Origin of the sequence: Streptomyces sp. TP-A0356 (genome assembly GCF_001417775.1) — a bacterium.
Taxonomy (GTDB): domain Bacteria; phylum Actinomycetota; class Actinomycetes; order Streptomycetales; family Streptomycetaceae; genus Streptomyces.
The window spans coordinates 177,589-197,838 of sequence record NZ_BBZJ01000016.1; the positions used below are offsets into that span (position 1 = coordinate 177,589).

General features: G+C 71.9%; 16 protein-coding genes and 2 pseudogenes. 7 read left to right on the top strand and 11 right to left on the bottom strand.

The annotated features are described in order from the left end of the window. Window positions 1-59 precede the first annotated feature (59 nt). Window positions 60-1,274, top strand: a complete 1,215-nt coding sequence (locus ASC56_RS11595) for a glycosyltransferase 87 family protein (protein ID WP_055491230.1) — start codon at window positions 60-62, stop codon at window positions 1,272-1,274. A 111-nt stretch (window positions 1,275-1,385) separates the two neighbouring features. Further along, window positions 1,386-1,490, top strand: a pseudogene (locus ASC56_RS41785) (3-oxoacyl-ACP reductase); the annotation flags it as partial. A gap of 140 nt (window positions 1,491-1,630) precedes the next feature. On the opposite strand, the gene ASC56_RS11600 reads toward ASC56_RS41785, so the two are convergent. The 7 genes from ASC56_RS11600 to ASC56_RS11630 all read right to left on the bottom strand — a co-directional run bounded on the left by ASC56_RS11600 (window position 1,631) and on the right by ASC56_RS11630 (window position 11,111). Continuing rightward, window positions 1,631-1,864 carry a hypothetical protein gene (locus ASC56_RS11600; protein WP_055491231.1) on the bottom strand — a complete coding sequence of 78 codons (234 nt, stop codon included), beginning with the start codon at window positions 1,862-1,864 and terminating at the stop codon, window positions 1,631-1,633. 98 nt (window positions 1,865-1,962) lie between these two features. Then, window positions 1,963-3,453 (bottom strand): SDR family NAD(P)-dependent oxidoreductase, encoded by a 1,491-nt coding sequence (locus ASC56_RS11605; RefSeq protein ID WP_055491232.1) that lies wholly within the window; start codon window positions 3,451-3,453, stop codon window positions 1,963-1,965. A 317-nt stretch (window positions 3,454-3,770) separates the two neighbouring features. Beyond that, entirely contained in the window at window positions 3,771-5,132 is a 1,362-nt protein-coding gene (locus ASC56_RS11610; protein WP_055491233.1) for a wax ester/triacylglycerol synthase family O-acyltransferase, read from the bottom strand. A gap of 145 nt (window positions 5,133-5,277) precedes the next feature. Further along, a complete protein-coding gene (locus tag ASC56_RS11615) occupies window positions 5,278-7,608 on the bottom strand; it encodes a GH92 family glycosyl hydrolase (protein WP_055491502.1) in 2,331 nt (776 codons plus the stop codon). 290 nt (window positions 7,609-7,898) lie between these two features. Further along, on the bottom strand, window positions 7,899-9,119 hold the full coding sequence (gene glgC, locus ASC56_RS11620; protein ID WP_055491234.1) for a glucose-1-phosphate adenylyltransferase: 1,221 nt from the start codon (window positions 9,117-9,119) through the stop codon (window positions 7,899-7,901). 45 nt (window positions 9,120-9,164) lie between these two features. After that, window positions 9,165-10,316, bottom strand: a complete 1,152-nt coding sequence (glgA, locus tag ASC56_RS11625) for a glycogen synthase (RefSeq protein WP_055491235.1) — start codon at window positions 10,314-10,316, stop codon at window positions 9,165-9,167. A 75-nt stretch (window positions 10,317-10,391) separates the two neighbouring features. Beyond that, a complete protein-coding gene (locus tag ASC56_RS11630; protein WP_055491236.1) occupies window positions 10,392-11,111 on the bottom strand; it encodes a (2Fe-2S)-binding protein in 720 nt (239 codons plus the stop codon). 263 nt (window positions 11,112-11,374) lie between these two features. Here ASC56_RS11630 and ASC56_RS11635 point away from each other — a divergent pair, with 263 nt between their 5' ends. Continuing rightward, the gene (locus ASC56_RS11635) at window positions 11,375-12,487 is read left to right on the top strand and encodes a DMT family transporter (protein ID WP_199835968.1); all 1,113 of its coding nucleotides are present in this window, start codon (window positions 11,375-11,377) and stop codon (window positions 12,485-12,487) included. On the opposite strand, the gene ASC56_RS11640 is transcribed toward ASC56_RS11635, so the two are convergent. Next, window positions 12,457-13,611, bottom strand: coding sequence for a transglycosylase family protein (locus ASC56_RS11640; RefSeq protein WP_055491237.1), 1,155 nt, complete (start codon window positions 13,609-13,611; stop codon window positions 12,457-12,459). The two genes, ASC56_RS11635 and ASC56_RS11640, sit on opposite strands and share 31 nt — an antisense overlap. Before the next feature lie 354 nt (window positions 13,612-13,965). Between ASC56_RS11640 and gndA the strand changes: the two genes are divergently transcribed. Further along, window positions 13,966-15,405, top strand: a complete 1,440-nt coding sequence (gndA, locus tag ASC56_RS11645; protein WP_055491238.1) for an NADP-dependent phosphogluconate dehydrogenase — start codon at window positions 13,966-13,968, stop codon at window positions 15,403-15,405. Between the two features lie 690 nt (window positions 15,406-16,095). On the opposite strand, the gene ASC56_RS11650 is transcribed toward gndA, so the two are convergent. Together ASC56_RS11650 and panD are read right to left on the bottom strand one after the other, a co-directional pair. Continuing rightward, window positions 16,096-16,770, bottom strand: coding sequence for an aspartate/glutamate racemase family protein (locus ASC56_RS11650; protein ID WP_055491239.1), 675 nt, complete (start codon window positions 16,768-16,770; stop codon window positions 16,096-16,098). A 38-nt stretch (window positions 16,771-16,808) separates the two neighbouring features. Next, a complete protein-coding gene (panD, locus tag ASC56_RS11655) occupies window positions 16,809-17,228 on the bottom strand; it encodes an aspartate 1-decarboxylase (protein WP_055491240.1) in 420 nt (139 codons plus the stop codon). 388 nt (window positions 17,229-17,616) lie between these two features. On the opposite strand from panD, the gene ASC56_RS11660 reads away from it, so the two are divergent. Further along, on the top strand, window positions 17,617-18,540 hold the full coding sequence (locus ASC56_RS11660) for an LLM class F420-dependent oxidoreductase (RefSeq protein ID WP_055491241.1): 924 nt from the start codon (window positions 17,617-17,619) through the stop codon (window positions 18,538-18,540). Window positions 18,541-18,796: 256 nt separating this feature from the next. Here the strand turns inward: ASC56_RS11660 and ASC56_RS41790 are convergent. Beyond that, window positions 18,797-18,931, bottom strand: a pseudogene (locus ASC56_RS41790) (FMNH2-dependent monooxygenase); the annotation flags it as partial. Window positions 18,932-19,185: 254 nt separating this feature from the next. Here ASC56_RS41790 and ASC56_RS11665 point away from each other — a divergent pair. Both ASC56_RS11665 and ASC56_RS11670 read left to right on the top strand, forming a co-directional pair. Next, entirely contained in the window at window positions 19,186-19,977 is a 792-nt protein-coding gene (locus ASC56_RS11665) for a GntR family transcriptional regulator (RefSeq protein ID WP_055491242.1), read from the top strand. Window positions 19,978-20,013: 36 nt separating this feature from the next. Then, the gene (locus ASC56_RS11670; RefSeq protein WP_055491243.1) at window positions 20,014-20,241 is read left to right on the top strand and encodes a ferredoxin family protein; all 228 of its coding nucleotides are present in this window, start codon (window positions 20,014-20,016) and stop codon (window positions 20,239-20,241) included. The last annotated feature ends 9 nt before the right edge of the window (window positions 20,242-20,250 follow it).

The following is a 20,250-nucleotide window of genomic DNA, read 5'->3' on the forward strand; positions in this document are numbered from 1 at the left end:
GCCGCGTCACACTGTATGAAATGTGCCGCCGACACGGATTCCCTCGCGCCTGGGGCCGCGTGATCGGAACGTGGACGACCAGGCATGCCGCGTGGTGCCTGGCCGCTTCCCTGGCACTCCATCTCCTCGCGGTCCTGGTCTTCCCTCCCCAGCCGCTGGACCTCCGTGTCTACCGGGAAGCCTCTCCTCTGGTGTTCTCCGGCGGACTGTACGACTACCGGCTGCACACCGGCCCGCCGATCCCCGTCCTGCCGTTCACCTATCCGCCGTTCGCGGCCCTGGTGTTCCTGCCGCTGTCGCACCTTCCCTGGACGGCGGTCGTCGTCCTGTGGCAGGCGGCCTCCGTGGCGGCCCTGGCCGTGATCGGCTACTGCGCCGACCGGCTCCTGTCCCCCGGTGCCGACCGACCCGAAGCGCCCCGCGTCCTGCTGTGGACCACGGCCGGCCTGTGGCTGGAACCCGTGCGCCACACCCTGGACCAGGGACAGGTGAATCTGCTGCTGGCCGCCCTGGTCATGACGGCGCTGGTCGTACTGCGCGGGGCCGCGGCCCGGGGAGCGGCCCTGGGCCTGGCGGCCGCGGTGAAACTCACTCCGGCCTTCGGCGGTCTGTACCTGCTGGCGACCCGGCAGTGGCGGGCGGCGGCATGGGCCCTCGCCGCCGGGGGCGGAGCAACGGCCCTGGCCTGGCTGGCCGCCCCGCACGAGTCGGCCCGCTACTGGTTCACCCTGGTGACGGACACTCAGCGGATCGGCCCCGCATGGTCGGTGCGCAACCAGTCCCTGCGCGGGGCACTCGGCAGGCTCCTGGACCCTGGCCCGGGAGCCTCCGTGGCATGGTGGACGGCCCTCCTCCTGGTCACGGTTGTGGCCGCCTGGGCCCTGCGGAGCGCCGTACGGCGTCAGGACCTTCTCGGCATCCTCGTCACCGCCGAGTTGTACGGTCTGCTCGTGTCGCCCATCTCATGGAGCCACCACTGGGTGTGGTGCCTGCCGGCCATGATGTGGCTGGCCCATGGGCCCGGCCGGGCGAGCCTGCTCAACCGTGTCACGCTGGCGGCGTGGACCGTCACCACGGCCGCTCGCCTGGTGCCCCTCCTGATCCGCATGGAGGACGGCCTGGCGCACCCCAGCCCTTACCCGGCCGTGCTGGCATGGCCCGGCACGGCGTACGCCGCCTGTGCGGTCCTGACCTTCGCGGCCGTCGCCGCTCGGCCGTACGGCGGCCAGCCGGTCGGCGGATCAAGGCCCCTGTACGCCGAGCGCGCCCGCTGAGGGCCGGGGCAGGGGTATGCCTTACGCGCCTGGCGGCTGTCATCTGACGGTCCGTCATGAGACGGTACGCGGCTGACGCCGCCGTACGGATTCGAGGGCAGGGCGGCCACGGTCCTGCTGCACCTCACCGGGCAGCTCGCGGGTGAGCCGGCGCCGAAGGTGCGGGTGAACTCGGTGTCCCCCGGTCTCGTCCGCACCGAGATGGCCCGCTTCGTCCAGGGCGGCGTACGCCCCGGAGACCTCCGTCTCCGGGGCGTACGCCGTTCATGAACGGCTGTGGTCATACGCACCCCGTCGCACGTGGCAGCACGGGCACCACCTCACTCGTGACGGTGACCGTCATTCGCTTCGAGCGCTCAGGGGAACAGCGCGATCCCGGCAAGGATCAGCAGGACGATGCAGGCGATCAGCCCGACGGTGGCCCAGGTCCCGCGGTGTTTCAGCGGTTCCGGGGCGCGCCCGCCGCGCGGCCGGTCCTCCGGCAGGTCGGGGTGCGCCGGACGGTCGGACGCGTAGAACTGCTCGTCGCTCGGATACACGTTGCGGGGATCGCCGGCGGCGCGTGGATCGATCTCGTGTGGAGTGGGCATGAGACCTCCTTGCGCGGTGCTCATGAGAGCCCGAGTTCCCGCTCGGCGCCAGGCCACGCGTCAGGGGTGACGCGTCACCGCCCTGTGGACCGCTGGGATCACCACTTCCCGGGCGCGTAGTCCTTCAGGAAGACGCCGTACAGGTCCTCGCCCTGCTCGCCGCGCACAATCGGATCGTATACCCGGGCCGCTCCGTCCACGAGGTCGAGCGGGGCGTGGAAGCCCGCGTCGGCCAGGCGCATCTTGTCCGGGTGCGGGCGCTCGTCGGTGATCCAGCCGGTGTCGACGGCGGTCATCAGGATGCCGTCCTTCTCGAACATCTCGTCGGCGCTGGTGCGCGTGAGCATGTTCAGGGCGGCCTTGGCCATGTTGGTGTGCGGGTGCCCGGCGCCCTTGTAACCGCGGTTGAACACGCCCTCCATCGCGGAGACGTTCACGATGTACGTGCGCCGGGCCGCGGAGGCGGCCAGCGCGGCGCGCAGACGGCTGATCAGGATGAAGGGCGCCGTGGAGTTGCACAGCTGGACCTCCAGCAGCTCGACCGGCGTGACCTCCTCCACCGACTGGATCCAGCTGTTGGTGTCGTGCAGATCGGGGACGAGCCCGCCCGCGTCGATCGCCGTACCGGCCGCGATCCGCTCCAGGGAGGCCGAGCCGGAGACCAGCGCGAGGTCGGTGACGTCCTGGGCGGTCAGCGCGCCGCCACCGGCCACCGGCAGCGCGGCCACGGCCCCGGAGCCGAAGGTGCCGATGACCTCGGCGGACGGCAGCTCGCCCGCCGGGAGAGGCGCGGACTCGGCCGCGACCAGCTCGCTGTAGGCCTCCGGGGAACGGCGTACGGTCTGCGCGGCGTTGTTGATCAGGATGTCCAGCGGTCCCTCGGCGGCCACCGAGTCGGCGAGCGCCACCACCTGGGCGGGGTCGCGCAGGTCGATACCGACGATCTTCAGCCGGTCGATCCACTCGTCGCTGTCGGGCTGGGCCCTGAAGCGGCGGACCGCGTCGTTCGGGAACCGGGTGGTGATGGTGGTGTGGGCGCCGTCCCGCAGCAGGCGAAGCGCGATGTACATGCCGATCTTGGCGCGGCCCCCGGTGAGCAGGGCGCGCCTGCCGGTGAGGTCGGTGCGGGCGTCGCGGCGGGCCCGGTTCTCGGCGGCGCACCGCGAGCAGAGCTGGTGGTAGAAGTAGTCGACCTCGACGTAGCGGGTCTTGCAGACGTAGCAGGAGCGCGGGCGCTGGAGTATCCCCGCGATCCGGCCCGCCTCGGTGGCCGACGACGGCAGGATCCCCTCGGTCTCGTCGTCGATGCGCTGCGCGGAGCCCGTCGCCGTCGCCTCGGTGACCGCCTTGTCATGGGCGGTCTTGGCTGCCCGGCGCTCCTGGCGGCGGCGCTGCTTGACCGTGCGGTAGAGGTGCGAGGTGGCTCGGCGCACCATGACCGCGTCGGGGTGGTCGACGTCCAGCCGGTCGAGCTCCTGGAGCACGCTGAGGCAGACGGCAAGGCGCTCCGGGTCGATGCCGGGCCCGTACGTCACCTCGTCCATGGCCGCCGAGACGTCGCCCGCCGGGCCGTCCTGTGTCACCGTCATCGCGCTGCATTCCTCGCTCACCCGCGCAGCGCTCCGACCGCGCTCGCCTTCGAACGCGGAATTTTACGGAGCGCAGGGCCGGGTCACCAAACCCGCACCGGTCACCGCCACGAGCGGTGACGGTCCGGGCGGCCCCGGATCGCACCGGGTCGTGGGGGAACGCGGCTGCGCGGGGCCCGCGCGGACAGCCGCGCGGGGCGCTTGACACACGGAGCGCCGCGTGACCGACGACGGCAGCGTGCCCGCCCACGCACGCCGAGGAACGGCGCCCGAGCGACGCGGCGACGACCGTGCGCGGGGACGGGTGCCGCCGCTCGTCAGGTTCGGCAGGCCGCCAGCAGCGTCTCCACCTCCTCACGGACCGCGTCCGCCAGCCGTTCCAGGTCCGGCACCGCCCGGCCGTCGGCGACGAGCCCGTAGTGCACGCGACCGCGGTAGGTCGAGATCGCCACCGCGAGGGACTGGCCGCAGGCCAGCGGGGCGAGCGGGTAGACCTCGGTGAGCGGGTTGCCGCCGAGCTTCAGGCCGAGGCTGGGCAGGGGCACGCTGGTGACCAGGATGTCGAACCAGAGCCGGGCGGCCAGGCTGACCAGCGGTCCGCCCAGCCGGTGGCCCAGCGCCGGCACATGGTCGGCGAGCAGCGCGACCGCGCCCGCGCCCCGGTTGGGCCCGGCGTCCTTGTTGCGGTCCATCGCCGTGCGCACCGTCCGCAGGCGCTCCAGCGGGTCCGGGTCGGCGACCGGGAGCCGTATCAGGTAACCGGAGAGCCGGTTGCCCTGCGGGTGCGCGCTGCGCGGACGACGGTTGGAGACGGGGATCAGGGCGCGGGGCTCGACGCCCGCGCTGCCGTCGCCGCGTTCGTCCAGCCAGCGGCGCAGGGCACCCGCTACGACCGCGATGAGGACGTCGTTGACGGTGCCGCCCTCCGACTTGCGCACCCGGTGCACATCGTCGAGGTCGATGGCCACACCGGCGGTGCGGCGGGTGCCGCTGGGCTCGGAGACGAGCGCGGACGACGAACGCATGCCGAGGGTGGACAGGGCGACGGAGGCCCCGATGTCGAGGGCGCGGCCCACATCGGCGAGTGTGCCCCGCAGCAGGCCCGGGAGTCTGCGCACGTCGGGCAGGAGACCACGGGCGCTCTCCTGGGGACGCGGGCGGGGCTCCGGCATGTCCATCGGGTCCAGGACGGCGGCCGCCAGCGTCAGGGCCCGCAGCCCGTCGGCGAGGGCGTGGTGGAACTTGAAGAGCACGGCGAAGGAGGTGCCGGACTCGCCCGGCAGCACATGTGCCTCCCACGGCGGTCGGTCGCGTTCCAGGGGGCGTCCCATGAGCTGCCCCGCCACGGCGTGGAAGTCGTCGGTGGGGGCGTGCAGCCGAACGTGGTCGAGCGGGTCGAAGTCGGGTGCGGCTTCACGGGCAGCACCGCCCAGGGCGAGCGGGAGGCGTGCGGCGGCGAGGTGGCGCGAAAGACGTACGTCCGGCAGCCAGACGTTCCGGATCCGCATGCGCAACCCCGGCACCGCGGCGGCGCGGACCGCGAGCAGATCGGCGGCGTGGGCGCCCGCGGTGGGTGAGAGGCAGGAGAACACGCCGAGGGCACCGAGGTGCATGGGGTGCCGGGCGGACTCGATGTTCCAGAACGCCAGGTCGAGTGGTGCGAGCAGGTCAGAAGTCAATGGCTTGCCTCGCGTCGACGGGGTGGGAAGCAAGAAGTCAACCTCCGACAAGCGATTACGGTCAAGTACGATCAGGCTACGTACAGTTAACGGCGGATGAAGTCCCGCCCCTCGGGGAGGGGCGGGACTCAGGTGACGCACGAGGTCACTTCAGTGCCGGCGGCCCGGCGTTCGGGGCCGTGCCCCACCCGGACGGCCGCGCGCCGACCGTGAACTCCAGGGTGCCCAGACGGCGTAGCGTGTCGGACGTGACATACGTCCGTTCGTAGGCCGTTCCGAGGACGCGCACCCCCTGGATGTACCGGTTGCCGTCGGACGTGCCCGGAGCGGTGATGGTCAGCCCGCCGTTGGGGTAGTACGCCCGGTCCAGGACCAGGTCGACCCGCTCGAAGACGGGCGCCGTCAGGCCCCAGGTCGAGTAACCGGGCTGCACCGGGAAGATGCCGATCGACGAGAGCACGTGCCAGGCGGACATCGTGCCGAGGTCGTCGTTGCCGGTGATGCCCGTCGGCCCGTCCGTGAAGAGGGTCAGCGCCGCGTGCACCACGTCCGTGGTCTTCCACGGCTGGCCGGTGGAGAGGTAGGTGTACGGGGCGATGAGGTCGGGCTCGTTCTGTGGGTTGTACTTGTCCGCGTTGTAGTAGGCGTACGGTCCGTTCACCCAGACCTCGCGCGCCGTCTTCGCCGGGTTCTTCAGCAGCTGGTCGTAGGCGAAGAAGGCGTCGAGCCGGTCGTTCGCCGCCCGCTCGCCGCCGATGAGGCCCACCATGCCGGGCAGGTCCTGCGGCACGAGCCACTGGTACTGCCAGGCCGTGCCCTCGTGAAAGCCCTCGCTCTTGGCCGGGTCGGCCGGTCCGACGAAGGCCCCGGAGGCGTCCCGGGCGCGGAAGAAGCCGGTCGAGGGGTCGAGGATGGTGCGGTAGTTGCGCGACCGTGCGGCATAGCGCGCCGCGTCCGCGTCATGTCCCAGGCCGCGCGCCATCTGGGCGAGCATGGCGTCGGACAGGGCGTACTCCAGCGTCACCGACCCACCGTGGTGGTAGTCGGAGTCGCCGGGCTTGGCGTACGGGCTGTCCTTGGTGTAGGGCGCGAAGCCGTTCGCGATGTACTCGCGGTTGGCCTCGCGGCCCACGTACATGGTGTCGGCGGGCGGTACGCCGTCGGCGTTCTTCTTGAGCGCGCGATACGCCCGTTCCTCGTACCCCTTGAGCAGTCCCTGCTGGTAGGCGTGGGTGAGGAACGGGGTGACCGGGTCGCCGCTCATGATGTTCGTCTCCACCGTGCCGTAGCCCCACTTGGGCAGCCAGCCGCCCTCCTCGTCGATCTTGATCACGGAGATCGCCATGTCGCGCGCCTGGCGCGGCGCGAGCAGGGACAGGAGCTGGGACTGGGTGCGGTAGGTGTCCCACAGCGACCAGTTCTGGTAGTACGTGAACCCCTGCGCCCGGTGGATCCGCTGGTCCCAGCCGGTGTAGCGGCCGTCGGCGTCGCTGCCGATGTTCGGCGCGAGGAACGACCGGTACAGGGACGAGTAGAAGGCGGTGCGCAGGGCGGCGCTGCCGCCCTGCACCCGAACATCGTCGAGGCGGTCCTCCCAGGCACGGCGTGCGGCCTCGCGAGCGTCCTTGAACGAACGGACGTCCGGTGCACCCAGGTTGACGGCGGCGCCGCGCGCGTCGACGTACGACAGCGCGGTGGTCGCCTCGACCGTACGGTCCTTCGTCGCGTCGAAGGTGACGTAGGCGCCGTTGCGCCCGGGGCCGGAGGACGTCCTCGCGCCCCGTGTGATGGAGTCCTGGTACCAGGTCCCGTGCGCGGTGAAGGGCCGGTTGAAACGGGTGAGCGTGTACACCGTGTACGGCCGGGTGGGGCGGCAGAACCCGCTGCCCGTGATCTCGGTGCGCACGGTGCGGTCGTCGAGGATCTCCACCTTGGAGGAGACGTTCTTGTGCAGCGACTGGCCCGCGTTGAGCAGCACGTTGGCCTTGCCGGTGGCCGGGAACGTGTAGCGCTGCACCGCGGTGCGCTCGGTCGCCGTCAACTCGGCCTGGATGCCGCTGTCGAGCCCGACCCGGTAGTAGCCGGGGCTCGCCTGCTCATGGTCGTGGCTGAAGTGGGCCGCGTACTTGGCGTAGTCCGTCTCGGTGACGTCACCGGTCGTCGGCAGCACGGGCAGATCCCCTCCGATGGCGCAGCCGACGCCGGAGAGGTGGACCAGGGAGAAGCCGCGGATCTGGTGCTGGGTGTAGTCGTAGCCGGTGTTGTGGCCCGTGTCCGGCGAGAACTGCACCATGCCGAAGGGCACGGCGGCGCCGGGGAAGGTGTTGCCTTCGTCCTGTGTGCCGATGAAGGGGTTGACCAGGTCGGTGAGCCTGTCGTCGTGCGGCTCGGCGGCATGGGCGGTCGGCAGGGCGAACAGCGCCGAGGCCGTCACCGCGCCCGCGACGTACAGGCGCAGGCGCCGGGTCCATCTCATCTCGGAAGCCTCCGGAGGATCGACATCGTTGTGCACATGGTGCTGGCGGGGCGTCAGTTTCCCGGGCAACCGGAAGGGTTGATCCGGGCGCGTCGCGTATCAGGGGGCGGGCCCCGCGGCGGTGCGGTGCTCGCGGTGACGGCGGTACAACGTTGTCACCAACGGCAGTTGGCATGACAACACGCATTCCGCTTCACGTACAGGTACATGACAAGCCAGCCCGGGCGTGGTTCCCCCGGCCTGCCGGACGGCCCCGGCGCGCTGCGTCACCGGGGCCGTCCAGCGACGTCCTACGACACGCGCCGGCCCTTCCCCAACGCGATGACCCCGCCCTTCGACACCGTGTACAGCTCCGCGTCCCGCTCCGGATTGACGCCGATCGTCGCGCCTGGCGGCACCTCCACGTTCTTGTCGAGGACGGCCCCGCGCACGATCGCACCCCGCCCGACATGCACGTTGTCATGCAGGACCGAACCCTGGACGACGGCGCCCGGGTCCACCACGACTCCCGGCGACAGAACCGACCGCGTCACCTGCCCCCGGATCAGGCACCCGGCGCTGATGATCGACTCGCTGGCGATGCCGCCCGCGTTGAAACGGGCCGGCGAGAGCTGGCCGGAATGGGTGTAGATCGGCCAGCTGCGGTTGTACAGGTTGAAGGCGGGCCGCTCCGCGATCAGGTCCATATGGGCGTCGTAGTACGCGTCCAGGGTGCCCACGTCCCGCCAGTACCCCTGGTCCCGGCTGGTCTCACCGGGCACGTGGTTGGCGCTGAAGTCGTACAGCTGGGCCTCGCCGCGGTCGGTGAGCGCGGGCAGGATCGAACCGCCCATGTCGTGCACGGAGTTCGCGTCCTCCGCGTCCCGCTGGAGCGCCTCGATCAGCGCCTTGGTGGTGAAGATGTAGTTGCCCATCGAGGCGAACACGCACTCGGGGTCGTCCGGCAGGCCGGGCGGATCGGCGGGCTTCTCCAGGAAGCGCTCCACGGTCTGGGCGTCCGAGCCGGGGCTGATCACACCGAACGACGAGGACTCCACGCGCGGCACCCGTATCCCCGCGACGGTCACGCCCGCGCCGCTGTCGATGTGCTGGGCGAGCATCTGCCGGGGATCCATGCGGTAGACGTGGTCGGCGCCGAACACCGCCACGTACTCCGGCCGTTCGTCGTAGACGAGGTTCAGCGACTGCAGGATCGCGTCGGCACTGCCCAGGTACCAGCGGGGGCCGAGCCGCTGCTGGGCCGGCACGGGCGTGATGTAGTTGCCGAGCAGGCTGGACATCCGCCAGGTCGTGGTGATGTGCCGGTCCAGCGAGTGCGACTTGTACTGCGTGAGCACGCAGATGCGCAGGATGTCGGCGTTGACGAGGTTGGACAGGACGAAGTCGACGAGGCGGTAGGTTCCGCCGAAGGTCACGGCCGGTTTCGCGCGGTCCGCGGTCAGCGGCATCAGCCGCTTCCCCTCCCCGCCGGCCAGTACGATTCCCAGCACCGAAGGTCCACCGCGCCGCATGCCGCCGCCCCTCTACGCCCGGTTGTGCCGCTCTCTGCTCAATGACTACCCCTGTTCGAGGACTTCCTCGTACAGGCGAACCGTGCGGCGGGCCACCGTGTCCCAGCCGAACTCCTCCACCGCCCGCTTCCGTCCCGCCTCGCCCATGCGCTCCGCGGCCTCCGGGTCGCCGAGGACGGCGTCGAGGGCGCGTGCGAGGCGCCCCTCGAAGTCGTCGTCCACGTCCACCAGCAGTCCGGTACGGCCGTCGTCCACGACCTCCGGAATGCCGCCGGTGCGCGAGGCGACCACGGCCGTGCCGCACGCCATGGCCTCCAGGTTGACGATGCCCAGCGGCTCGTACACCGACGGGCAGACGAAGAGGGCGGCGTGGGTGAGGAGCTGGATCACGTCGGGACGCGGCAGCATCTTCGGGATCCAGTGGACGCCGCCGCGGCTCCTGCTCAACTCCTCGAAGAGCTCCCGGAACTCGCGGTCGAGCTCGGGAGTGTCCGGAGCGCCCGCGCACAGCACCACCTGGGCCGCCGGGTCGATGTCCCGTACCGCGCGCAGCAGATGGGGCACGCCCTTCTGGCGGGTGATTCGGCCGACGAACAGGACGTACGGGCGGTGGCGGTCGAGACCGATGCGGGCGAGGACGTCCGTGTCGTGGTCCGGCCGGTAGAGGGTGGTGTCGATGCCGTTGTGCACGACGTGGACCCGCGCCGGGTCGAGGGCCGGATAGCAGCCCAGGATGTCGTCGCGCATGGCGCCGGAGACCGCGATCACGGCGTCCGCGGCCTCGATCGCGGTGCGCTCGGCCCAGCTGGAGAGGGCGTATCCGCCGCCGAGTTGCTCGGCCTTCCAGGGACGCAGCGGCTCCAGCGAGTGGGCGGTCATCACATGCGGGACGCCGTACAGCAGCTTGCCGAGGTGGCCGGCGAGATTGGCGTACCAGGTGTGCGAGTGGATCAGCTCTCGGCCTTCGAGGGCGGCGACCATGGAGAGGTCCACGGAGAAGGTGCGCAGGGCGTCGTTGGCGGTGTCGAGGGTGGGCCACGGCCGGTGACGTACGACGCCGCCCGCACCGCCCTCGCCCCAGCAGTGCACGTCCAGGTCCGTGAGCGAGCCCAATTCCCGGGCGAGGAACTCGACATGGACGCCCGCACCGCCGTACACGTCCGGCGGGTACTCCCGGGTCAGCAGTCCCACACGCACCCGGTACCCCCTGTCTCAGCGGTCGCTTCCCACATGGTCACCCAGATGCGGCGGTTGGGGAAGACCGCCCGTGCTTCAACCGCGCAGCGGCGGGCGGTCGAAGCAGCAGTCGCCGCACAGGCCGCCGCCGGGCAGCCGGTAGTAGAGGCAGCAGCTGCGGCGGCGGCCGGTGAGGGGGTCGAGGGTGCCTGCCAGGTCGGGGTGCGCGAACAGCCCCGCGGCCAGGGCGCGGGCCCGCTCCGCCACCTCCGGGCGCCCTGCCGTGCGCGCCCAGTGGTCGACCATCCGCACGGCGCCCGCGAGGGCGGAGCCCGCGTTGCCCCGCAACAGGCCTGCGGAGACGCGGTACCGGGAGGTCAGGGCGGTCGCGAGCGGTGCGAGGTGGTCGGCGCGGACGACCGTGTCGAGCGACTCGACCGGCAGCGCGCGCACCTCGCTCAGCCACAGGTCGTCCGGCGCGCCGCCGTCCGGATCCCAGTGCAGCAGCCGGGGATCGAGGTCGGGCAGGCATCCGTACAGGGCGGCGCAGCCGAGGGCGACGGACCACAGCCGGGCGGCCAGGCCCTGGTGGGCGATCGAGGCGGCGACCCGTTCCTCGGGCGCGCCGAGACTGCGCGCGACCCTGCGGACGCGAACGGTCAGCGGATCCGCACGCGGACCGCAGGGGGCGGCGGGGTGTTCGGGCGCATACGCCCGCGCGAGGGTCGGCAGGGCGTCCCGGGGCGGCACTCCGGTGTGCAGCACGAAGAAGCCGCCGAGGGCGCCGAGCGCGGCGAGTTCGGGGTCGAGGTCCACGAACGTCAGTAGTACCCGAGGTCCACGAACGTCAGTAGTACCAAGGTCACCAAGACCCCTAGGTGCTTCCACCAGGGGGGACGCCCAGGGTGTCACCCCTCTCGGGGAGGACGGGACACCCTCAGTACTACACCGGCAGTATGACCCAATGCCTGCTCAGGGACGACGACGGGAAGAGCGCCGCACGGCATTGTGTCGACCATGGAAGAAGACCGTTCGCCGCGCCGGGCTCCCCGCCCCGGCCCGACGCAGAGGAGCCGCTCGTGAGCGCCCTCGCGTTGTCCGTGTTCCTGTCGCTCGTCTCCGCCGTCGCATACGCCGGCGGAGCGATCGTGCAGGAGCGCGTGGCGGTGTCGTCGCCGGGCGAGTCGTACGCGCCACTGCGGCGGCCGGGCTGGTGGGTGGCCGTCGTGCTGAACGGTCTCGGCGGGCTGCTGCACGTGGCGGCGCTCGCCTACGGTCCGTTGAGCCTGGTCCAGCCGCTGGGCGCGCTGACCATCGTGTTCGCGCTGCCCATGGCGGCCCTGTTCGCGGGCCGCCGGGCCGGGGCGACCGCATGGCGGGGTGCCTTGATGGCGACCGTGGGCCTCGCGGGCCTGCTGTCACTGGTCGGTGCCGCCAAGGCGCACGCGTTGAGTGACGCCCAGCGCGTGCTGGTGGCCCTGGTCAGCGCCGTGGGCGTGGTGGCGCTGATGGCCGCTGCCCGCGCTGCGCACCGGCATCCGGCGGTGCGCAGCGTGCTGCTGGCGGTCGCGTCCGGTGTCGCCTTCGGCATGTCGTCCGTCTTCACCAAGACGGTCGCGGTGGACTGGACGGACGGGGTCTCCCTCGCGGAGCTGCCGAGCCTCGCGGTCATAGCCGTCTTCGCGACCGCGGGAATGCTGCTGTCGCAGGCCTCCTACCGGGGCGCCGGACTCGCGGCGCCGCTCGCCGCGCTGACGGTGGTGAACCCGCTGGTGGCTGCGGCTGTCGGCATCACCATGTTCGGCGAGACCTTCCGACACGGGACGACGGGCGCCCTGCTCGCCCTGGGCTGCGGTGTCGTCGCCGGGGGCGGTCTGATCCTGCTGACCACGCGTCGCGTCAGCGGCGAGCAGCCCACGGCGGCGGCCGTCGAGGCCGTCCCGGTGGGGACCGTCGAGCCGGAGCCCGTGGAGGACCTGCTGGTCCCGGTGCCCGCACCCACCGCGACCGCGAAGGACGACACGTTCGTGCCGGCACCGGTCAGTTCGAGCACGTACGAGGACTGGGAGCCGGCTCCCTACGGCCGGCCGGCACACCCGTACGGCCCCTTCTACGGCGGCCCGCTCGTGCCGGTGCCCGTGCCGGACGGGCACCACGACCGTCAGATCGCGACACCGCCCGCCCGGAGATAGGCGACCGGATCGACGTCGCTGCCGAACTCGGGCCCTGTCCGCACTTCGAAGTGCAGATGGGGGCCCGTGCTGTTGCCCGTGGAGCCGGAGCGGCCGATGCGCTGGCCGGCCCCCACACTCTGCCCGTCCTGCACGGAGATCGCCGACAGATGGGCGTACTGCGTGTAGCGGCCGTCGGTGTGCCGGATGACCACCTGATAGCCGAAGGAGCCGCCCCAGCCGGCACTGACCACCTGCCCGGGCGCCACCGCCTTCACCGAGGTGCCGGTGGGCACGGGGAAGTCCACACCGGTGTGGTAGCCCTTCGACCAGGAGGAACCCGCGGCGTGGTACGGCGTGCCCATCGCGGCGTCCACCGGGGCGACCCGGGAGTGGGTGGTGGTGCCCCCGTCCGAACTGGGCTTGTGCGGTGCGGAGTTGGGCTTGTGCGGGGACGGCCTGTGGGGCCGGGTGGAGGGCGGCCCCGAGTGCGTCGGGGCCTTGGTCCGGAGGTTCAGCCGCTGGCCGGGCAGGATGAGGTCGGGGTCCGTGCCGATCGTCGTACGGTTGGCCTCGTAGACCCGCTGCCAACCGCCCTGGACGCGGTGGGAGTCGGCGATGCCGGAGAGCGTGTCGCCCCGTACGACCGTGTACATCTCGGCGGTGCCCGCCTGCGACTGGGGTGTGGTCTGCGGTTTCACGTCACGCACGGAACGCTTGGCGATCCGGGTGGCGGTGTCCGAGGTGTCGAGCTCGGGGGTGGCGCCGCCCCGGGTCAGACCGGCGCGTACCGAGCAGAGGGGCCAGGCGCCGGGGCCCTGTCCCTTGAGGACCTTCTCGGCCACGGCGATCTGCTGGTCCTTGGTGGCCAGATCAGCTCGCCGGGCGTACGCCTGTCCGCCGTACGCCTCCCAGGTGGACTGGGTGAACTGCAGTCCGCCGTAGTAGCCGTTGCCCGTGTTGATGCTCCAGTTGTGGCTGGACTCGCACGCGGCGACCTTGTTCCAGGTGCTCACGTCGGCCGCGTGTGCGACGCCGGTGCCGATCAGCGGGAGCGCCATGCCCGCGCCACCCGCCGTGACGGTGAGCGAGGCGCGGTTGATCCTTGTCGGCTGATACCGGCGGTGCCGGCCGCGTACGGCCATGGAGAGCCCCCTCGACATGCGTCAGGAGGGGCAAAAGTAAGGGCTGCGAAGAAGGCGTGACAAGACGGCAATCGGCCGCTCGGGAGCGCCAACTGACCGGGAATCGCCCCCCGTTGCGACCACGGGGAACGACTGAGGCGGCCGGGGCCGGTTGTGCGTACTCCTTACCGGGACATCCGGATGTGCGGTGCGGCGTACCGGCACGTCAGGATGGTTACGGGGCAATACTGACGAGCACCGACGAGCACTGACCACCACTGACGAGCACTGACGAGCACGACCGGCACCCCACCGAGGATGTCTTCAGGACCGAACCGGCACCGCCGGTTCCAGGACCTCTAGGAGCCAACCGCCATGAGCACTTCAGCCCAGATCGGCGTCACGGGTCTCGCGGTCATGGGCCGCAACCTCGCCCGCAACTTCGCGCGCCACGGCTATGCGGTCGCCCTGCACAACCGGACCGCGTCACGGACGCACGAGCTCGTGAAGGAATTCGGACACGAAGGCGACTTCGTTCCCACCGAGACCCCGGAGGACTTCGTGGCGGCGCTGGAGCGCCCCCGCCGCCTGATGATCATGGTGAAGGCGGGCGCGCCGACCGACGCGGTGATCCAGGAGTTCGCCCCGCTCCTGGAGCCCGGCGACATGATCATCGACGGCGGCAACGCGCACTTCGCGGACACCCGCCGCCGGGAGAAGGAGCTGCGCGAGCAGGGCATCCACTTCGTCGGCACGGGCGTCTCCGGCGGCGAGGAGGGCGCGTTGCACGGGCCGAGCATCATGCCGGGCGGCTCGAAGGAGTCGTACGAATCCCTCGGCCCGATGCTGGAGAAGATCGCCGCGAACGCGAAGGACGGGGCCCCGTGCGTCACGCACGTCGGCCCGGACGGCGCCGGCCACTTCGTGAAGATGGTCCACAACGGCATCGAGTACGCCGACATGCAGCTGATCGGCGAGGCGTACCAGTTGCTGCGCGACATCGCCGGCTACTCCCCCGCCGAGATCGCGGAGATCTTCCGCACCTGGAACACCGGCCGACTGGACTCGTACCTGATCGAGATCACGGCGGAGGTGCTCTCCCAGGTGGACGAGGCGACGGGCAAGCCCTTCGTGGACGTGGTCCAGGACCAGGCGGAGCAGAAGGGAACCGGCCGCTGGACGGTGCAGATCGCGCTGGATCTGGGCGTACCGGTCTCCGGGATCGCCGAGGCCGTGTTCGCCCGCTCGCTGTCCGGGCACACGGCACTGCGCGAGGCCTCGCGGGGGCTGGCCGGTCCGAAGCCGGCACCGCTGGACAAGGAGGAGGCCGCGGCCTTCGCCGACCGCGTGGAGCAGGCGCTGTACGCCTCCAAGATCGTGTCGTACACACAGGGCTTCCACGAGATCGCGGCAGGCAGCGAGGAGTACGACTGGAACATCGACCTCGGCAGGATCGCCTCCATCTGGCGCGGCGGCTGCATCATCCGCGCGGCCTTCCTCGACCGCATTCGCGCCGCGTACGACGCCCGCCCGGACCTGCCGAGCCTGCTGTCGGACGAGACCTTCGCACGAGAGATCGGGGAGGCGCAGGACGACTGGCGCGAGGTCCTCGCGGCGGCGACCCGCCAGGGCGTCCCGACGCCCGGTTTCGCCGCGGCGCTCGCCTACTACGACGCCCTGCGCGCCGAACGGCTGCCCGCCGCGCTCACCCAGGCACAGCGGGACTTCTTCGGCGCACACACCTACCGGCGGACGGACCGCGACGGCTCGTACCACACGCTGTGGGGCGGGGACCGGTCGGAGGTCAGGGCGTAGCGGGTCCGCGCACGGCCGACGGACGGCCCGGCGCGAGGGGAGTCCCCTCAGCGCCGGGCCGCCGCTGTCGTGCCGGCGATGTGTCGCCCGCAAAACCGCTCCTAGGACAGCGGCGGTCCCGGTTCGGGCTCGGGGACCGGGTCCGGACCCGGCGGCTTCGGAATCGGGGACGGGGGCGGCTGGGGGCCGGGGCCCGGCTCCGGAGCGGGTCCCGGCTCCGGCACGGGCTGCGGACGGTCGGGGCCCGGACCAGGCACGGGGCCCGGCCCCGGCGGTGTGGGCCCCGGTACGGGGGGCGTGGGAGGCGGTCCCGGCGGTGTGGGCCCCGGCGCGGGGGGCGTGGGAGGCGGTCCCGGCGGCACGGGTTCCGGTCCCGGCGGCACGGGTTGCGGTCCCGGCGGTGTGGGTTCCGGTCCCGGCGCGGGGGGCGTGGGAGGCGGTCCCGGCGGCACGGGTTCCGGTCCCGGCGGCACGGGTTGCGGCCCCGGCGCGGGGCCCGGTTCGGGGGTCGGCTCCGGTCCCGGGGTCGGTCCCGGTCCGGGGGGCGGTCCCGGCTGCGCGGGATCGGGGAACGGATGCGTCATCGTGTCCTCCAGCCAGTTGCTGCATCGGCCCTGGACTTGTCCCCCGGGTACCCGACCGCCGCACCGGCACTCACCCCGTCGCGGGACGGGGTGGGCCCGGGTGGGCTCAGGCCGGCCACGCGCGGCCGGGCCCGCCGACGGTGCCGGACGCCGCCGCAGCCGCCGCCGCGAGTCCCGGACCGGGACTCGACAGCACCGGCACCGCGGTCGTGGTCAGGTACCGCGCCGGAGCCATGGACGCCTGGGCGAGGACGATCGCGTCGGCGCCCGTGACCATGTCGGCGGCATCGGCCACCGCGCGGACGTAGCCGTCGATGTCGCCGGCCTCGAACCGGTCCCACGCGCCCGGGACGAGCAACGTGCGTACGTCGACGGACCGCCCCGCTGCCTCGTCCTGGATCAGGGCGACCGTCGGCTCGAGGGTGCTCTCCAGCGCGGCGAGCACCACGATGCGCGTGCCCGCCGCCACCGCGGCGGCGGCCATCGGCCGGTCCACCCGCAGCACGGGCACGCCGACGCCCGCACGCTCGGCGATCGCGCCGATGGTCGAGCAGGTGCAGAGCACGGCGCGGGCACCTGCCGCGACGGCCTGGCCAAGGGTCTCCCGGACGTCGTCGGCGACGGCGTCCGGGCCCTGCGCACGGGCACGCTCCAGCAACTCCTCGGCCACCAAGTGCGTCAGTTCCAGCCCGGGATGGTCCTCGTCGCGCAGGGACTCGAAGACGGGGATGTGCACGGGCGAGGTGTGGAGCAGGAGGAGCGGCCCGGCGTACGAGGTCATCGACCCTGCCTTTCGGTCGGGTGGTGTCGGTCAGGTGGTCAGGCCGTGACGGCCTGCGGGCTGCGCTCCTGGTCCGAGCCCGGTACCGGGGCGGACGGGTCGGCGCCCAGGGCCACGATCCGGTTGTCGGCGTCCACGTGCACGACCCGCGGCCGCAGCGCGCGTGCCTCGGCGTCGGAGACCTGGGCATAGCTGATGATGATCACCAGGTCGCCGGGGTGGACGAGATGGGCCGCGGCGCCGTTGATCCCGATGACACCGGACCCACGCTCGCCCTCGATGACGTACGTCTCCAGGCGGGCGCCATTGGTGACGTCGACGATATGGACGAGCTCACCGGCCAGCAGGTCAGCGGCGTCGAGGAGGTCGGCGTCGATGGTCACGGATCCGACGTAGTGCAGATCGGCCTGGGTGACGGTGGCACGGTGAATCTTGGACTTGAATACTGTACGAAACACGAAGAAACTCCCGGTTTGTCTGCTCCCTGCCTGCCTGTGCAGGTCAAGGGCGGTCTTCGGAGGCTACAGCGTCTCGCATGTTCGGTCGGCTGTGCCCGGTGCTTGAGGACCCGCACTGACCCATTGCCGACCTTTCTGACGCCGCGCCAGTCGAACGCGCACCCGCGTCACGGGGCCTCGGCGCGCTTCCCGTTCCAATCGGTTCCACCCCCTGGAGAAACGCTTCGACCGGCTGAGCGAGGGACACGGCGTAGCGCTCGTCGAAGAGGGGAACACCGATATGCCGCGCTTCTGATGCGGGGAGGTATGGCTCGCGTACACATGACTGACAAGAAGCTGTCACACGTGGACAGGAATGCGAGTCCGGCGGGTGCCCGTTCCGACTGGCATGACTGTTGGAGTAGCACTCAACGCCTCCGGCGCGCAGAACCAGGTCGACGCCAGCGTGCAGCTGGCCCAGGAGGCCGCGGCCGCCGGTCTGCGGTCGGCCTGGTTCGGCCAGACGTTCGGCGCGGACTCACCCCAGCTCGCCGCGATCGTCGGGCGCGCGGTGCCCGGACTGCATGTGGGCACCTCGGCGATCCCCGTCTTCGGCCGGCACCCACTGCTCGTCTCCAGCCAGGCCCAGACCGCGCAGGCCGCGACGCACGGCCGCTACCACCTCGGTCTGGCCCTGGGCACCAAGCTGCTGACGGAGACCGGCTTCGGCCTGCCCTTCGAGCGCCCCATCGCCCGCCTGCGTGAATTCCTCACCGCGCTACGGCAGTTGACGGAGACCGGCACGGCGGACTTCCACGGTGAGCTGCTCACCGCCACCACCCCGGTCCCGGCACGGGTACCGGGCGCCGAGAGCGGCGTCCCCGTGCTGGTCGCCGCGATGGGGCCGCAGGCGCTGCGGGTCAGCGGGGAGCTGGCGGACGGGATCCTGCCGTATCTGGCGGGCCCGCGTGCCCTGGCGGAACACATCGTCCCCGCACTGACCGCCGCGGCGGAGGCCGCCGGCCGTCCCGCGCCCAGGATCGTGGCCCTGGTGCCCGGGGTGGTGACGGACGACGTGGATTCGGTGCGGGCGAAGGCCACCGACAGCCTCGCGTTCTACGAACAGATCCCGTCCTACGCCCGGGTCATCGAACTCTCCGGCGGCCGCCGGGCCGCCGACGTGGCCGTGATCGGCAACGAGAAGGCGGTCGAAGCGGAAGTACGACGTTACCGCGACGCCGGCGCGACCGAGGTCGTGTTCTCGGGCACCGAGATCGCGGGAGAGGCGGATCGCCGTCGCACGTGGGCACTCCTCGGCGAACTGGCCGGCTGAGTGAGCCCATCGGGCGTCGGCCCGGGCAGATGCCCTGCACCCCTGTGTGAGGCCGAGCCTCGCGTGGCTTGCCGAGCGCAGTGGCGTCGACGCGGGTAGACCGAGACCGACCGCAAGGTTCCTGACGTGCCGCGCCTACCGCCCTGTGGCGTACCCGTCCTCGGAGCCGTCGCCCTCGCGCCATACCGGGTGAACAGCCTCGCCGAGTCCAACTGGCCGCGACCAGCTCATCGGCGTTGCCACTCTTCGGCCAGGAGTCGGCGAAGATGTGGAGCGGCTCCTCGGCCCGCCCTGCCGCGTCCTGGACGGCGCGGACCTCGGCGACGGCTGCGCGGGCCTGGTCGGTGTCGTGCGGGGTGACATAGCCGATGTCGGCGGAGCGACCCACCAGTGTTCCGCCGAGAAGACGCCGCACTGCGGCATAGCGCGCGCCGACGCGCAGCCGGGTCTACCCGGACGACTCGGGCCCTGGCCTGGTGGCGGCACACATAGGCCCAGCGCCCCCACCGCCACGACCGGCACAGCCTGGCGGATGCTCCCGCCGGCCTACCGAACGCCCAGGTCAGCGACGCATCCGGCGAGGCGTCAGGTGGCGCAACACTCCAGCAACACCACTATTCCTATCGGATAGCTATGGTTCGAGCCATGCCGCCCTCCGACCGCATCCGAGACCACGCCGGCCAAGGCGCAGCGACCACGGTCGCCGCTCACCGCAGTCGGCGCAGGCTGCGCGCCGACCGGGCCAGGCAACTCGCGGACCTGCTCCGCCGCCAGCTCCTCACCGGCGCCTTCGCCGACGGCGCGCTCCCCCACGAGTCGACCCTCGCCACCGACTACCGCGCCTCCCGCAACACCGTCCGCCAGGCCCTCGACCTGCTGCGCACCGAGGGCCTCGTGGAACGCCAGCCCGGTGTCGGCACCCTGGTCGTGGCCCGGAAGTACCCCCATGGCCTCGATCGCCTGCTGGGCCTCGCGGAAACCCTCCGCGAACACGGCCGGGTCACCAACGAGGTCCGCACCATGGGCCCCGTCCCGGCCCCCGCCCCCGTCGCCGAACGACTCCACGTGCCCTCGGGCGCCGACGTCCTCTACATCGAGCGCCTGCGCCGCCTGAACGGCCTCCCCCTCTCCCTCGACCTCACCTACATCCCCCTGGACATCGGCACCGCGCTCCTGGCCGCGGACCTGGAGAACACCGACGTCTTCCGCCTGCTGGAGGCGACCTGCGGCCTGCCTCTCGGCCATGCCGAGATCACCCTGGAGGCGGTCAACGCCGACGCCCACTCCGCCGCCGTGCTGCAGGCCCCCCACGGCGCGGCCGTCCTGATGCTGGAACGACTCACGCATCTCGCCGACGGCCGGCCCGTCGACCTCGAGTTCATCCGCTTCCGCGGCGACCGCATCACGATGAGCGGCCTGCTGCACCGCTCCGTCTGACGCCCCCGAAGAGCTCGACCTTCCCTGGAGACAGCCATGCCCTTGGCGCCCCAGCGGGCCGACGTGCCCGTGACCATCGACGAGTCGAAGTGCATCGACGGCTGCACGCTCTGCGTGGACATGTGCCCGCTGGACTCCCTCGCCATCGACGTCAGCAGCGGCAAGGCGTACATGCACGTCGACGAGTGCTGGTACTGCGGCCCGTGCGCGGCCCGCTGTCCCACCGGAGCCGTCACGGTCAACATGCCCTACCTGCTCCGCTGAGAGGCCCGA